Genomic DNA, 15702 nt, shown 5'->3' with positions numbered 1-15702 from the left:
CTATGCGCGGTGTCATTCACGGCATAAGCCAGTGGGCAGAGCACAAGTCTTCATGGCTTGTGCTTTTTGCTACATCACTAGCATTGGAAATTGCTGCCCTGTACTTCCAATATGGCATGGGTTTAAAGCCGTGCATTATGTGTATTTATCAGCGTACGGCTATGTACGGCATTGTGTTGTCGGCACTTATTGTCGTAATAAAAAACAACGGGTTTACCCGTATGCTTGGCTTTGCTGGCTGGGCGGTATCTTCAGGCTGGGGATTTTTAATAGCCAAAGAACACGTAGGTATTCTCAACGCTGCCAACCCGTTTTTTGCCAGCTGTGAAATAGTGCCTAACTTTCCTTCATGGTTACAGCTTCACGAATGGTTGCCCGCGGTGTTTGCTGCTGAGGGGGACTGTTTAGAAGACGCGTGGCAGTTTTTGTCTATGGGAATGGCAGAGTGGATGCAAATAATTTTTGCTGCTTACTTCGCTGTATTTGCCATTGTATTTGCCTGCCGCTTACTGGATAAGAAACCCTTTTGATCGACTTATCCATTTTACCCTCTCGCCTACCTCCCATACAGTCGGAGCAAGGCCCAATTAGCATTCAGCGCATCGCAGAGAAACACTGCAATGCGCTGTGTGATGCGGGCCAACAATCTATTCACCATGTAAAGCCTTGGTTCGGCTCTGCGGTCTGCCCTGTTACGCCAGCGTTGTCAAAGCAGTGCATAACTAATATGGAAAAAGCCCGTCAGACAGGCTACGGTCTTACGTATTTGTTAATGCATGACGAAAAGTGTTTGGGCATGGGCATTATCAACTATATCCACCCTGTCCACCTCTCTGCCAATCTCGGTTACTGGCTCACGCCCCAAGCATGTGGCAAGGGATTAGCGACGGCAATCTGTGAAGCACTTAAAAAGCTAGCCTTTTCTCAGATGAACCTGCATCGTCTTGAGTGTTATGTAGAGCCAAACAATAAGGCGAGTATCAGAGTTGCTGAAAGGATAGGCGGAGTGAAAGAAGGCTTGTGCAAAAAACGGGTATTTGGAAGGGATGCCCTTCTTTACGCTATAACAACATAATATGTGTTAAAGGGGGTCAGCTGTCACATTTTGATGCGCACCTGACCCCTTGTGCATTAAAAGGTATACATAATGGCAGTATAAGCATACATACTGTTATCTGGGTAAGCACCGGATTCAAGAGCTTCACCTTTTGCCAGATAAGCTCCTCCGAACTCTAGGCGAAGAGGTTCTAACACCTGATAGCGCCACCGCACCTCTACCTGGTGACCCAAGAAATCTTCTTCACCCTTTGCCACATTTTGGAGCCACAATCCCTTATAGCCCACCATAACATTGTGTACGCCATCGAGTTTGGTCACACTGCGTAAGCCTGGGGCTAGTATATTGCTACGAGGAAAAGTTTGGTATACATCTGTAGGACCAAAATCAAATCTACGTAAACCGTATAACGAATCAAATGCATGGATAGTATCGTCAGTTGAGTTGTCATCGCCACTGGCTGCATCGATCTCTGCTCTTAGAAAAGTGTTGTTGGTAAGTTGCTTTCCTAGATGAGCGTGCACCATCCACGCTCTTACGTCGCGGTCTGTAGTATCCGAAGCCGATGTCGACTGCCGTGAGGTACCGGTTTGACCAATGACCTCAATATTGCTTTTCCAACTCTCGGCAAAGCTTTTTGAATAATCTACTGAAAGGGTATACAAATCCCGGTTTTTAGTAGAGAGTTCCGGCGAATCGCTTTCTTTTAGCCAATAACTGTGAACCTTCCAGGCATTGTCGTCAGATTGTGCATAGATACCAAAAAGTTTTCTATTACTGAAACTCTTGTCGAATGCTCGCTTGTTATCTTCTACCGAAGCTGAATCTGAAGGAAACCGGGACACAGGTTGCAGATAAAATCCACGTACATCCCAGTTGTTGAAAACCGTGTCGACCACTACCCCCTCAAAACTGCTTGTCGCATTGCGATAACGTGTACGAGCAATTAATCGGCGGCTGCCATGGTCTAAGGTAACCCGTCCGACAGTAACCCGCTTAACATGTTTAGAAAAATCTTTATAACTCAGATAAAACTGCACGGGCTCCAACGTGTTGACCTGAGATGATTTTAGTGTGACGTCATTGTCATCTAAATAGGCTCTAGAATCTTCTATCTCAGCTACTGCATCCCAATCACCGTAATGCGCTTCACCTTTGAGCCTAACTCGAGTGGATACACGGTCGTTAGTTTTCGGTCGAGCTTCTTTTGTAGTCGGAAATATGGGGTTATTTAGCGTTTCATAGCGCACTCTCAGCGATCCACTATAATCAAATGTCAACTCATCAGCTTGTACAAATGTGCTTATAGAGAGTGTTACTCCCACTACCAGCAGTGAAACCTTACCTGTTAATTTCCCCATTAAAAACCCTTGTGTGTAGAGTGGCGTTCCAAGAACTGAATATAAGTGAGAGTATAAATTGGCGCTAAACAAAACGCCCTCCTCCTTTTGTATAGATAAGGTATAAAAAAACATAACACGGAGTTAAAACGAAGCACGAATTTCTCACAAAGTCTAATCGATTGTTCATTTAAATTTGATTATCTTCCTATATCCCTCGCTGTTTGTGATTTGTTCAAATATGTACCAAAATCCGAACAATGCTGACGCTATTTATAAGTGACAACTATGCTCAATTTCGATAATCTGACGATACGTAAAAAACTTTCTGTACCGACTAGCTTTGTCGCTATCCTACTTTTGGTAGTGAGTTTTATAAGTATTTCAAACGGAAGGTTTCTATCACAAAATACAACGACGCTGTCATCTGTTTTCACGCAGGCATTAAGTGCTGCGCTAAACGCAGATCGCGATTTGTATCAAGCGCATTCTGCACTTCTGGATTTAATGCTCGCATCCCAGCTCAATCAAGATGAGCTTAGCAGTGCAATAATTGCCGACTACGAAGAAAACGTTCAGCAAGCTAAAGATCGATTAGCAAAGGTGTTGAACCTAACCGGTGACTACGGTTCAGTGGCGGGAAAAGCCAAGTCTTACCAGCTAGATTTCGATAAATGGACAACTGTAAACCAACGCGTCATTGAGCAAGTACAAGTGGGACAGGTACGTCAGGCCGCGCGCGAATACCGTGAACAGGGTATGCCTTTGTTTGACACGCTTCGCGGTAATTTTGACCGTGTTGGGGAAGAAATCAAGTTACTGTCAGATGAAATCACCCAGCAAAATTTATCATCGAGTAACCAGCAAACCCTGTATTTGATCGTGGCGATCATTCTTGCCATAGTGGCGTGTGCCGTCACTATCGTGATTGGCCCTCGTTTGATTACCAAACGCATAGCGGTGTTACGTGACATGTTAGATTCAATCAGTAAAGGCGAAGGCGATCTTACAAAACGTATCAACACCACTGGAAAAGATGAAATTACCGATGTCGCTTATGCTTTCAACGCTTTGATGGATAATTTACAAAGGCTAATTTCATTGATTAAAGACGATGCGTCTTCCTTAGCTGAAGCCGAACGAGCAATGAGTGACTCATCAGGGGCCGTGACCACTATCTCATCTGAACAACGGGATAATCTCGATCAGATAGCCACTGCTGTTAATCAACTTAGTCACGCGTTAAGAGAAGTCGCAGACAACACCCAAGTTGCGCTAAATGACACCCAAATGGCTAACGAAGATGCAGGAAACAGCCATCAAGCAGTTGTGAATTCCACCAACAGTGTTGCAAGTACCGCAGAGGCCATTGGACGAGCAAGTTCAGTTATCCAAAAGCTAGCTCAAGAAACTAAACAAATCTCCTCGCTACTGAGTGTGATTAGCGATATTTCAGAGCAAACTAACTTGCTTGCACTTAATGCGGCAATCGAAGCCGCTAGAGCAGGCGAACAAGGTAGAGGTTTCGCAGTAGTTGCGGATGAAGTACGTTCTTTGGCAAACCGTTCGCAACAGGCGACAACTGATATTAATGAAATGCTTGTTAACTTAAATCGCGGTGTGGAAGAAGCGGTCAGCGCCATTGATAACGGTTCTTCGCAAATGTCTGAAGTCGTTACCATATCGGACACGTTGAGGGAAAAGCTCGACAAGGTTTCATCCTCTGTCGTGAGTGCTAATGATCGCATCTACCAGATTGCCTCTGCCACTGAGGAACAGAGTCAAGTAGTAGACAATTTGAATCACACTATTACGGCCCTAAATGAATTAAGTCAGCAAGTGATGAATACGGTAGTGGAAGCGAGAACAGCCAGTGAGCGCGTCAGTTCCGTTACCCGTAATATAGAAGGTAATGTTAATCGATTTAAAGTTTAACACTGTCAAATTGGGGTTACCTTTACCTATTTGCGTGTTGTCACTTTAGCCAAGTACTATAAATTTTGGCCTCTTAGTCAATATCTTCAAGAGGCCAAAGCGCTATATAGTCTTCAAAATGATTGAGATCCACATCACTTTCAAACACCGTTTTATTCCGCACCGACATTCCTTTCGCATGCATTACGTGTTTCTTACCCTTATTCAGCAAAGGGTGCCACGATGGTATTCCTCTGCCCTCGTAAAGCCGACGATAGGTGCAGCTATTGGGCATAAAGAAAATATCCTTTAGATTTTCTTTGGTAAGCTTCACGCAATCTGGTACGAGCTCGGTGCGCCTTTCATACTGAGTACATTCACACTTTTTCGTATTCAAATATGAACACACAATATTGGTGTAGTGAATCTTTTCATTATCGTTAATATGGTCGGTAACTTCGTATTCTTCTACCGCGTCATCATCAATAAATTTTTGCAGGCAGCATTTACCACATCCATCACAAAGTGATTCCCATTCCTTTTGGTTCATTTCTTCTAATGACTTAGTTTCCCAAAATGCCACCGTCATTGCGCCACCACCTCTGTACTTAAAGCGAGCAAACTATCTAGCGATGCCTCGACCTTATCTGCAGGACTCAATTTACCTACCCCTTTTGGCGTACCGGTAAGGACCACGTCTCCGCTATCTAGGGTAAATATAGATGACATGTGAGCGATTAGAGGAATGATTCTGTGTAGCATGAGTTCGGTATGCCCCTGCTGCCTGACCTCTCCGTTTATGGTTAAGGTAAAGCGCAAATCATCAAGATTCCCAACTTCGCTGTACGGCACAAAGCCAGAAAGTGGCGCGCTGTTATCAAAAGATTTGGCTCGTTCCCAGGGTTGCCCTTGCTTTTTAAGCGCTGCTTGGACTTCGCGGAGAGTTAAATCAAGCCCTAGGCCAATCCCCCAAATAGCACCTTTGATCTCATCTTCACTTGCATTTTTAAGTGGTGACTTAAGCAGTACCGACACTTCAAGCTCGTTATGGCATTCGCCTTTGTCAGTGGGAATAGCAATGGGCTCATGCATATGGCACAGCGCAGCCTTAGGTTTCATAAACAGCAGCGGTGCTTCAGACACCGTAGAGTTCATTTCTTGAATGTGGTCGAGGTAATTTCGACCAATGCATAGCACTTTACTAACAGGTAATGATATTTCATTACCTTGGGTATCAATGTGACGATATGCCATTAGTAACCTCGCTTTATTCGTTCAGATAAATACCCAACCGAAACGCCGAAATAAGACGAACGGTTCCACTTCATTAGCGTATGGAAATTTTTATACACCAAGTAAATTCGCCCTTTTTCACCATCCGGCATAATAAGTGACGCATCGACATTAGCTTTGGGAAGCTCACTGCCGTTATAGCGCCTAACGCCATTTGAGCTCCAAAAAGATAGCGGCTTCATATTAGATTTCGCGAGCCCTGAAAAGGGTACAGGTTGTGTGAGAGTGACTTGGCGCCCCCACGTTCCCTCACTATCCCATCCTTCAGAGGATAAGTAGTTGGCGATTGACGCAAACACGTCTGCCTTGGTGCCCCAAATATCCTTTCTGCCGTCGCCGTCATAATCTACCGCATAGTTTAAAAAGGATATGGGCATAAACTGTGTTTGCCCCATCGCGCCAGCCCATGAGCCTTTAAGCGCCTCTACAGAGATATGCCCTTCATCTAGTATCTGAAGTGCCGCAAAAAAATTATCTTTGAACAGCTTTTCTCTTCGCCCTTCATACGCTAAAGATGCAAGAGCGGACAGCACGCTGAAATTACCCTGAATTTTACCAAAGTTAGACTCGTTTCCCCACAGCGCAACAATAAAGCGTGCTTGTACGCCATATTTTTGAGCAATTTCTTCAAGCAGTACTTTATGTTCGTTGTACTGCTCCACCGCCTGCTTTACTTTCCAGTCGGGTACTCGCGTTGCCAGATAGTCATCTAACGTGATTTTTTTCTCTGGCTGGCTTTTATCAGATTTAACGACGGTAGGTCTAAAGGCGATGTCAGCGAACGCCTGCTCTAGCTTAGCTTTATCTATACCTTTTGTAGCCGCTTCGTTTTCAAGCTGAACAACATAGCGTTTAAAGCCTTCTTCACTAAGCCCATTGTCACTACTCGGCTTGTTTTCAGCGTAAGCCGTTAGCGAAAGGCTTAAAGTGACACTAAGTAAAAGTGCGGCAATCTTAAGTGGCTTAAGCAGTAACCTGTTGCTTCCACGCTTGGTGTGAACTGCCAATTGTGAGACTAAGCGGTTTATTATCTTTACTAACATGAATATTTAAAACTTTTTATCCGGAGTTTTTGAAAGTCCAAGAGATTCGCGATGCTGCTCTAACAAGTTGTCTTCCTTAGGTGGCATTTGCAGGTAAAAACCTTTTTCAGTAAGTTCATCGATAAGCTTTTGCTTATCGACCATACCCAGTTTTTCCCGTTTTTCTAAAGCGATAATGGTCACTAATTCCGGGCGCCCAAAGGTTTCCATTAGCGCTTCGGGCACATCTTCGAAATGATCTTTTTTGGGCACATATAAATACATGCCTTCTTTTTTAAGCGTTTTATAAACTGCGCATAACATAAATGTTTTACTCGCTTTGTAATGAGTGCGGTCGTAAAAATTTTCACTTTTTCACGACCGCGATGTTTTGTAGAAAGTTACTGAGAAGGCGCGTCGCCTAACAGTCGGGTTACGTGAGGTCGAAACAATGGCTCACGCCAAGTAGATAGCACATCAGGCGTTAACCCTTGTACACGGGTCTCGTCAACTGGAAACCAGTACCATTTTAACAATTGATTTAGCTGTTTTTTAGACGCTATAACGTCGCTATTGACGTTGTTATCTTTTGCAATTTGATCACTAATTACTTTAAGTTCGGCAAGGGTTTTCTTGTATTTAGCAATATCGATAAGCCGCAACACAACAGGTAACCGTAGCTTCTCTGGCGTTTGCGCATACTTCGCTCTTGCTTCTTCAATTAGCGTAATAATAGTATCGCCGTAGCGGCGTACCGATTGGTGATTCACGCCGTTAATGCGCGAAAGGCCAGATTTACTATCAATCAGGCGCTGCGCCGCTTCAAACAAATGACCTTCTTTAAAAACGAAGTTTAGCGCCAAGTCTTTCTTACGTGCCGTATTTAAACGCCATGCGGCCAGCGCTTGTAATACTGTGAGCTGCTCGCTGTTTAATCGCCAGTTGTTCTTAATGCTTAGATAAGCAAAATCTTCTGGCATTTGGGCACGCTTTTTATCTACTAGCAAAGCGATCTCTTGGTAAATCCAATGCACTTTGCCCGCTTCTTGGACTTTACTGGCTAGCTCTTGATAGCACGGCAGTAAGTACAATACGTCGTTTGCTGCATAGCTAAGCTGAGATTCGCGAAGGGGTCTCGCTATCCAGTCTGTTCGCGATTCACCTTTATCTAGCGTAATATCGCACAGCAACTCTACCAGCTTTGCATAGCCCAGTGACGGCCCCATATCCAAAATGCTTCCTGCCAACTGTGTATCGAAAACGGGTGTTGGTACCGTGTCGAAGGCGGTGAGAAATGCCTCTATATCTTCTGAACACGAATGCAGTACTTTTACTACTTCAGTATTTTCCATAAGCTCGATAAACGGCCGCATGTTGTCGATGGCAAGCGGGTCAATAAGAACCAGTTGATGGCCGTCGTAAAGCTGAATCAGGCCAAGGTGAGGAGTAAGGGTTCTCGTTCTTACAAATTCGGTGTCTAAGGCTACGGCCTCTTGACGCTGAGCTGCAGTGCACACTTTTTCAAGTTGTTCAGATGTTGTAATTAATTGATATTGCATATTTTTGCACAGTAATAAAAAAGCCGGCTTACGCCGGCTTTCACAAAACTATTTCAATGAAACTAGTCTCGAAGCTCCCGACGCAGTATTTTACCTACATTGGTTTTTGGTAAGTCGTCTTTGAAAACGACTTGCTTAGGCACTTTGTAACCCGTTAAATGGTTACGACAGTGCGCGATAACGTCTTTTTCAGTGAGTGAATCGTTATTTTTAACTACGAATAGTTTCACGACTTCACCGCTGACCTCATGAGGAACCCCAACTGCCGCCGCCTCAACAATGTTGTCATGCATTGCAGCTACTTCTTCAATTTCATTAGGGAACACGTTGAAGCCAGAAACTAGGATCATATCCTTTTTACGGTCAACAATATAGAAGTAACCTTCATCATCTATTGTTGCAATGTCACCAGTGGCTAGCCAACCGTCTTTCAGAATTTCTTCTGTTGCTTCAGGGCGATTCAAATATCCTTTCATCACCTGAGGGCCTTTCACCCACATTTCACCAGGCTCGCCTTTTTCAACTGGATTACCGTCATCATCAAGCAGCTTGATATCTGTAGAAGGCACCGGCATACCGATTGCGCCTTTATAAGCTTCAATTTGTGGAGGGTTTACTGCAACCACAGGTGAGCATTCTGTAAGGCCATAGCCTTCAAGAAGCACAGTGTTAGTAACCTTCTCCCACTTCTCTGCAACGGGGCGCTGAACCGCCATGCCGCCACCTAAGCCAAATTTAAACTTACTGAAATCAAGCTCGCTGAACCCAGGCGTGTTCAACAGGCCGTTAAACAAGGTGTTTACGCCAGGCAGGATAGTAAATGGGTATTTGCTAAGTTCATTCACAAAAGCTGGCATGTCGCGGGGATTGGTAATAAGCAAATTGCGGCAGCCATATTTAACGAACATGAGGCAGTTCGCCAATAGCGCAAAGATATGATAAAGCGGAAGCGCGGTAACAACAAAGTCTTCGCCTTCTTCTATAACGGTTTCTAGAATACCTGACACCTGCTCTAAATTTGCCACCATGTTGCGGTGAGTTAGCATAGCCCCTTTAGAAACACCGGTTGTTCCACCTGTGTATTGAAGGAAGGCTAAATCACCGCTATCGATGTCTGGACGCGTATATTCTAAGGACTGACCTTTTTTAACCGCCGACATAAACGAAGTGGTTTCAGGTAAATTGAATGAAGGCACCATCTTTTTAACGTACTTAACCACCGCGTTCACAACCCAACGCTTAGGAGCAGGCAACATATCACCCAATGCCGTTAAAAAGACTTCTTGTAAATTAGTATCTGCGATGACCTCTTCGAGAGTACAAGCGAAGTTCTCGACTATAACGATAGCTTTAGCGTTGGCATCGTTTAGCTGGTGCTTCAACTCGCGAGCGGTATAAAGAGGGTTGACATTAACCACAACCATACCTGCGCGCAATATCCCAAACATAGCAACAGGGTACTGAAGGAGGTTAGGCATCATAATTGCCACGGCATCGCCGCGTTTTAAGCCGCTAGACTGTAAGTATGCAGCAAACTGCGCTGATAAGGTATCTAGCTCCTCAAACGAAATTGAGTGCCCCATGTTAATGAAGGCTTCTTTGTTTTTAAACTTCTTAACCGACTGCTCGAAAATGTCTACTACAGATGCGTAACGATCGGCATCGATTTCTGCGGAAACGCGAGGGTCGTAATGCTTAAGCCAGGTTTTTTCCACCAAAACCTCCTCTACTTTATTCTTATACTATTTAATGAGCACTTTAGAAGACGTGCTCATGTAACTGGTCTGATAACTTGCGAATAGTATAGGAAGTGTAAAAAAAAATAAACGGCGCAATTTACAATTGCTCAACAAAATTGCGAATTAATAGCCCTACATCATCAGTATTTTCCATGTGAATATGATGACCGCCTACTAATTGTTCGTATTGTGCATTTAAAAACCACCCCTTCCTCTTTGGAAAGACTGACTCTAGATTTTTAAAGCTATTAGATGCACCGATAAAAAGTACAGGACATACAATAGCACGCATAAGAGATTCTGCCTGCTTTTCTGTAAGCCTTAGCGATGATTTTGTACGAAGTTTTGGATCGCTCGCCCAGAAACAGTGCCCACCAGCATCTTGGGTTAAGTTTCGAGACAATATTGAGCGGGCGTGCTCTTCTGGAATGTCTGAAATTTTGCATCTCGCTTTTACGGCATCTTCTAAATCAACGATCCGCAATTTATTACGGGATTTGGCATGACGGCTGATAATAGACTCTCGCATTTGCGATGCGGTAGTCTCTTCACTTTCAGTAAGCGGGCCACATGCATCAATGCTAATCACGGCAGAGACTTTATCGGGGAAGAGCGCAGCAAATAGGCTAGCAAGGATTCCACCAAGCGAATGCCCCAGTAGGATTACCTTTTCCCAGTTTTGAGATTCAATTAAGGCATACAAGTCTTGCAGGTAGTCAGCTTGATTATAATGCGCGCCATGAACACGATGAGATGAACGCCCATGCCCTGCTAGGTCAATTGCAACAAAGCGGTGGGTTTGTAGGTAAGGAGCTAGCAACCTTAAGCTTTCTGCGTTATCCAAGTACCCGTGCAAACCGATAACAACTTTGCCTGCACCTTGGTTGTCTAACGCAGCTAGGTGTAGTGCTCCAATATTGAACTCTGTTTCAATCATAACGCTCCGTACCGGCAAATAACCGCCGCCTCCCTTACAGTTCCATTCCACTAAAACCAATAAGGCGGCAATTATATGCCGCCCATTTAACTATCCCTATTGTCGCTTGTTGGTACTTGGTGATTTACCGCGCGGCTCCGAATTGTTGTTACTTGGTCTACTGTTGGTAGATGGTAACTTTGCTTTGCTCGGTGCATTTTGATACCGGATAACGCGGGTTCTATTAAAATGCGGGTACATCCACGGCCCATTAAAGCGATAGAATGGTGAATACCAGCCGGTGTGATAATTAAAGAAGTAAGTATTTACGTCGTAAACCTCTTGTTTTCTCCACATATGATAATCGTCAGCGATAATCGTTGGGTAGATATAAGGTTGCTCTCCTACCATGCCTGCCGTTGGCGCTGTTATGCTGCCTAAAAATGTTGCAGACCGGCCTTCTTCAAAAACGATAGGGTCAACAAAGCCATCTATTTGCACTTTAAATCGGCCTGACGTTTCGCCATTAGTGGAAGGTTTACCGTAGTGGTTCAAAGGAAAGTGAGCAAGCTCGATCAACGTCTTGTTGGGCTTATTTTCAACCCCAACAATCATACCACCCCACCGCGCTTTTTGACCTTGCGCATTAGCGCCTGAGGTCACCGCTTTTGAATAGCTAACAAGCTGGGTGCCTTCTGGTACATCGATACTATCTGGAACTATGGTACAGCCAGTAAATAACATGACCGTAATTAAAACTAAATAACGAGACATCAAAGCGCTCCTCTGAACCCTAGAAAAAATGTTGCACCTGTTTGGATCATAAGGGGAGCAGTAAGTGCTCTTTATGAAATCCTCGTGCGGTAACACATCTAAAAACTCTAATATACTTTTACGTATCTCTTTAAGTTACAAAGAAAAACCACACCCTACCAGCTAAACATTAGCATTATTACGAGACGACTACCACTGTCGTTCAATTAATGTAATACATACATAAAGAATGGGGTTTGGGCCACAATAATTGGAACGGATATAACGGTAGTTAGTTCAAAAAGGTATGCGAAATTTAACAAATCGTTAGAACTTACAGGCGAGTGAACATACAGCAGTGAGATGATGTTATGCGTAAATATCTACACCAAACATCGATTGAATAGAATCCCGTTGCTGCTGCTTTTCGAAGCTTGTGTATGACGCTATGGCATTTTGAGAATAGGTGTTGCCGTCTTCACGGATAAATTGTTGGTACGCTTTGGCGTTATCCGTTCCCTGTTCGTCGGGCGCAACAACGATCGCCCTGGCAGACGATTCACTTTGCCCTTTACTTTGCTGTTCAGGGTCTTTGTTAATTTTAGCGACACGGCCTTGCGAAGGTTCGGAAGACGGTACGGCGAAATTGTTGTTGATAATCATACGAAGTTAATTAAAGCAAGAATCATACCAATGGAAAGCGAGCTTCATCGTCGAGACTCGCTTTTTTTGTCAATGTTGGCCGTTTTACTATTAACCTTTTTATTAGAAATGGGCGCCCCATAATTATGGCGCGTCGTTACTCTCTGCCTGGTAATTTTTTCCACGTGACTTTATCGCGCAGATATACAGGTTCTACATTCAAAGCGTCAAATACTTCGCCTTTGCTATGTGCATCTATTGCAAGCTTAAGCATGTACTGTGCGTTTGGAAGCGTCACTTCAGACGTTACTTCACCACATAACTCAGACTTCCAGTTATCAAGCTCCTCAAAGGCAGACCAGCCGGTGCCAGCTGCAATCACAGAGGCGCTATTCTCTTCCTTAAGCGCGTTTAGCTGTTCAATAGCCACTTCCGGCGGACAAACTTGCTCTTCTATAGTGAGAGAAACACCTTCTTCTGTCTGCCTATAAACAGCAAAATACACTTCCCCCATACGCGCATCCGATGCAACGGCGACAAATGCATCTTTGTTCTGAGTTTCAGACGCCACTTCAAACGCCATAGCTTCAAGCGTACTCACGCCCGCTACTTTTAAGCCTGTTCCTAACGCTAAACCTTGAATCATTCCCGTCGCTATTCGAACACCGGTAAAGCTGCCAGGGCCTCGACCGAAAGCCAGTAAATCTAGATCGCCCAGCGAAATCTTTGCTTCCTTTAACACCTCATCCACCATGGGTAGAAGACGCTGACTATGCTGCTGAGGGCATATTTCAAAGCGCGTAACAACAGTGTCGTTATAATGAAGCGCTACCGAGCAAGCTTCGGTTGCCGTATCTATAGCTAAAATATTCATGTTTATCTCTTATTTCATATAAGCTGAAAATAGTGTTAGTGGGTGAAGTCACATTAACCGCTTTCAGCGCTTTAACTTAGGCTTCATCAATGCCGGCTAAAAATTTTTCCACTTCGTCCAGGCTTCTTGTTCTTTTCATATCCGGCAAGCTGCCGACAAAGGTTTTGGCGTAAGGTTTTGTCACTAATCGGTTGTCACATATTACCAGTACGCCCTTATCTGATGGGTCTCGAATGAGTCGTCCTGCGCCCTGCTTTAACGTAATAACAGCTTGGGGAATTTGAATAACACCAAACGGGTTTGCTCCACGTTTTTTTACATCTTCCATACGCGCTTGAAGCAGCGGATCATCAGGTGACGCAAAGGGCAGCTTATCAATCATCACGCAAACCAAGTCGTTGCCGCGAACGTCTACTCCTTCCCAAAAAGCGCCTGTGCCCATTAATACCGCTTTTTCATCTGCAAGGTACGCATCCAGCAATGCTTGCTTGGTGGTAGTCCCTTGCACCAGTAGCGGGTTGTCTATCTCATCTTCTAGCTTCTGCGCAATTTCTCGAAGCATGGCGTGACTAGTAAACAACAAAAAACATCTGCCGCGACTTGCTTTGATTAGCCGTTTGGCTGTTTCTAGCAAAGTTTCGCGCATAGCGTAGCTGTTTGGTTCTGGTAAATAGCGGGGCACGCACAGCATGGCCTGTTCAGGATAATTAAATGGGCTATCTAATCCTAACGTTTCTGCGTCTTCTAAGCCCATGCGGCGTTGAAAGTGATCAAAACCGCCATTTACCATTAAGGTCGCCGAGGTGAAAATCCACCCGCGCGGCGGCGATGATACGAAACGTCTGAATTTAGCGGCAATTGATAAGGGCGTTAAATGCATAATGAGGTGGCGCTGAGTAGTTTCATACCACAAACTTACATTTTCTTGCTTATTGTCACTTAACGCATCTAACTGCTCTCGTGCCGCGACAACACGTTCATACATGTTGTCTAAATCTTTATCGCGGCCAATGTGTAACTTACACACCTCATGCAGTACGCCAAGCGCTTCGGCCAGCTTGCCCACCTGCATGCGCACGTCGTCACGGTCTAGTGCCTCGGCCCAGTTGCCACGTTCAGCCGTATCCGGGAACAATAAACGTAAATCAGAGGCTATCATTCTGCATTTATCAGCCGCTTTATCTAGCTGCCCAGCATCTTTTAGCACTGTTCTGAACAACAGCGTGATATCTTTCGCAATATCGTGAATTTGTCTTGTCGAAAGTGACTCGCCAAAGTAATCACTCGCAATATCAGGAATTTGATGAGCCTCATCAAAAATAATCGCGTCAGCTTCTGGGATAAGTTCGCCAAACCCCGTGTCTTTCAGTGCCATATCTGCAAAGAAAAGGTGGTGGTTTACCACAATAATATCAGCATCCAGCGCCTTTCTGCGCGCTTTTACCAAGTAGCAATCTTCATAATCTGGGCAATCGCGACCCAAGCAATTATCTACTGTAGAGGTAACCAACGGTAAAACACGGGCATCTTCAGGAAGGGTTTTAAGCTCACCCATGTCACCCGTTTTCGTTGTACTAGACCAGCGTTTCACTTCTGAAAGCTGTCCCAATACCTCTTTTTCAACCAGAGTAGAATTGCCGCTGTGCTGCGCTACCCGGTGCAGGCAAAGATAGTTTGAACGGCCTTTTAGCAGTGCCGTTTTTCGCTTGCTGCCCAAAGCCTTTTTTACCAAAGGTAGGTCGCGGTGAAACAGCTGTTCTTGTAGGTTTTTAGTACCGGTAGAGACGATGGCTTTTCCGTCGCTTAGCAATGCAGGAGCAAGATAGGCGAAGGTTTTACCGGTTCCTGTACCCGCCTCTACGATTAAACTACCTGTGGTATCAATAGCGCGCTTAACCGCCTTCGCCATCTCAGTTTGAGCTTCGCGAGGTACGAACCCCTTGATAGCACCAGCAAGAAGGCCATCTGATGAGAATACATTATTTATTGTGGGCATGGTTTAAGCGCTATAATTACTTTTCTACTTTAGGCCGCGCATTATGCCAAAAAGCCTTTAGAATGCCCAATAAAGGTTTGCATTTTAACGTCGTCTTCTTCCATTCATTTGCCTAGCTTGATAGTTAAATTACTAAAAGCACGTAGTGCTTAACTTCACTTATCGAGCAACACTAATGTTAATTTTTTGATGAAAAGAATTTATCTTCTAGAACAAAAGAATTTGCTTTTTAAACTTAATACTTAGGCGCAAAATCCAGCTCGTAAATGTTTACACTCAACTATTTAACGAGGTAATTATGAAAGGTTTACGCTTTATAGGTTTAGGCTTAGTAGGTTTAAGCGCAATGGCGTTCTCTGTAATTGCAGCTGCATCAGAAGAAGCACCTGCGGAACTAGTAGCTGAATTAACTCAGTTCTGTAAAGAAATCGCTGAAGAAGAAGGCACAAAAGACAAGTCGGAAGATGCATTTGTATTAGAGTGCGTGAATGATGAGCTAGAAGCTGAAGGTTACCAAAAGCTGAAATCTTTAAACTAATCTAATAAGGTGAGTTACTGATTCACTTTATCTGAATTGATAAACGAGCCTCGCCAGAA

General features: G+C 44.3%; 16 protein-coding genes. 4 read left to right on the top strand and 12 right to left on the bottom strand.

The annotated features are described in order from the left end of the window. Window positions 1–2: 2 nt before the first annotated feature. Both dsbB and ACXACS_RS09160 read left to right on the top strand, forming a co-directional pair. Entirely contained in the window at window positions 3–530 is a 528-nt protein-coding gene (dsbB, locus tag ACXACS_RS09165; RefSeq protein WP_474805951.1) for a disulfide bond formation protein DsbB, read from the top strand. Further along, on the top strand, window positions 527–1075 hold the full coding sequence (locus tag ACXACS_RS09160) for a GNAT family N-acetyltransferase (protein ID WP_474805949.1): 549 nt from the start codon (window positions 527–529) through the stop codon (window positions 1073–1075). The genes dsbB and ACXACS_RS09160 overlap by 4 nt, the downstream gene beginning before the upstream one ends. Before the next feature lie 56 nt (window positions 1076–1131). Here ACXACS_RS09160 and ACXACS_RS09155 read toward each other — a convergent pair whose 3' ends face one another. Continuing rightward, window positions 1132–2418, bottom strand: a complete 1287-nt coding sequence (locus ACXACS_RS09155) for an alginate export family protein (protein WP_474805947.1) — start codon at window positions 2416–2418, stop codon at window positions 1132–1134. A gap of 267 nt (window positions 2419–2685) precedes the next feature. Here ACXACS_RS09155 and ACXACS_RS09150 point away from each other — a divergent pair, with 267 nt between their 5' ends. Further along, on the top strand, window positions 2686–4332 hold the full coding sequence (locus ACXACS_RS09150) for a methyl-accepting chemotaxis protein (RefSeq protein WP_474805946.1): 1647 nt from the start codon (window positions 2686–2688) through the stop codon (window positions 4330–4332). A 73-nt stretch (window positions 4333–4405) separates the two neighbouring features. Here the strand turns inward: ACXACS_RS09150 and ACXACS_RS09145 are convergent, their stop codons facing one another. The 11 genes from ACXACS_RS09145 to ACXACS_RS09095 form a co-directional block, all read right to left on the bottom strand. Next, entirely contained in the window at window positions 4406–4900 is a 495-nt protein-coding gene (locus ACXACS_RS09145; RefSeq protein ID WP_474805944.1) for a YcgN family cysteine cluster protein, read from the bottom strand. Then, window positions 4897–5565 carry a fumarylacetoacetate hydrolase family protein gene (locus ACXACS_RS09140; RefSeq protein WP_474805942.1) on the bottom strand — a complete coding sequence of 223 codons (669 nt, stop codon included), beginning with the start codon at window positions 5563–5565 and terminating at the stop codon, window positions 4897–4899. Before ACXACS_RS09140 ends, ACXACS_RS09145 begins: the two co-directional genes overlap by 4 nt. Next, window positions 5565–6647 (bottom strand): lytic murein transglycosylase, encoded by a 1083-nt coding sequence (locus ACXACS_RS09135; RefSeq protein ID WP_474805940.1) that lies wholly within the window; start codon window positions 6645–6647, stop codon window positions 5565–5567. Before ACXACS_RS09135 ends, ACXACS_RS09140 begins: the two co-directional genes overlap by 1 nt. Before the next feature lie 6 nt (window positions 6648–6653). Beyond that, window positions 6654–6950 (bottom strand): YcgL domain-containing protein, encoded by a 297-nt coding sequence (locus tag ACXACS_RS09130; RefSeq protein WP_474805938.1) that lies wholly within the window; start codon window positions 6948–6950, stop codon window positions 6654–6656. Between the two features lie 77 nt (window positions 6951–7027). After that, window positions 7028–8185, bottom strand: a complete 1158-nt coding sequence (gene rnd, locus ACXACS_RS09125) for a ribonuclease D (protein ID WP_474805936.1) — start codon at window positions 8183–8185, stop codon at window positions 7028–7030. Between the two features lie 62 nt (window positions 8186–8247). Then, complete coding sequence (fadD, locus tag ACXACS_RS09120; protein ID WP_474805934.1) at window positions 8248–9900, bottom strand: long-chain-fatty-acid--CoA ligase FadD; 1653 nt, start codon at window positions 9898–9900, stop codon at window positions 8248–8250. 121 nt (window positions 9901–10021) lie between these two features. Next, on the bottom strand, window positions 10022–10861 hold the full coding sequence (locus ACXACS_RS09115; RefSeq protein ID WP_474805932.1) for an alpha/beta fold hydrolase: 840 nt from the start codon (window positions 10859–10861) through the stop codon (window positions 10022–10024). 96 nt (window positions 10862–10957) lie between these two features. Then, window positions 10958–11614: a Slp family lipoprotein gene (locus tag ACXACS_RS09110; RefSeq protein ID WP_474805931.1), complete on the bottom strand. Its 657-nt coding sequence runs from the start codon at window positions 11612–11614 to the stop codon at window positions 10958–10960. A 348-nt stretch (window positions 11615–11962) separates the two neighbouring features. Further along, window positions 11963–12256, bottom strand: a complete 294-nt coding sequence (locus ACXACS_RS09105) for a hypothetical protein (RefSeq protein WP_474805929.1) — start codon at window positions 12254–12256, stop codon at window positions 11963–11965. 136 nt (window positions 12257–12392) lie between these two features. Next, a complete protein-coding gene (tsaB, locus tag ACXACS_RS09100) occupies window positions 12393–13109 on the bottom strand; it encodes a tRNA (adenosine(37)-N6)-threonylcarbamoyltransferase complex dimerization subunit type 1 TsaB (RefSeq protein WP_474805927.1) in 717 nt (238 codons plus the stop codon). A gap of 76 nt (window positions 13110–13185) precedes the next feature. After that, window positions 13186–15105 (bottom strand): DNA repair helicase YoaA, encoded by a 1920-nt coding sequence (locus ACXACS_RS09095; protein ID WP_014950010.1) that lies wholly within the window; start codon window positions 15103–15105, stop codon window positions 13186–13188. Window positions 15106–15403: 298 nt separating this feature from the next. Between ACXACS_RS09095 and ACXACS_RS09090 the strand changes: the two genes are divergently transcribed. After that, window positions 15404–15643: a hypothetical protein gene (locus tag ACXACS_RS09090; RefSeq protein WP_474805925.1), complete on the top strand. Its 240-nt coding sequence runs from the start codon at window positions 15404–15406 to the stop codon at window positions 15641–15643. The last annotated feature ends 59 nt before the right edge of the window (window positions 15644–15702 follow it).

It is taken from the genome of Alteromonas sp. AWM4_230 (assembly GCF_056158305.1).
Note: the sequence above shows the minus strand (reverse complement) of the source record. Positions and strands in the feature narration are given on the sequence as shown.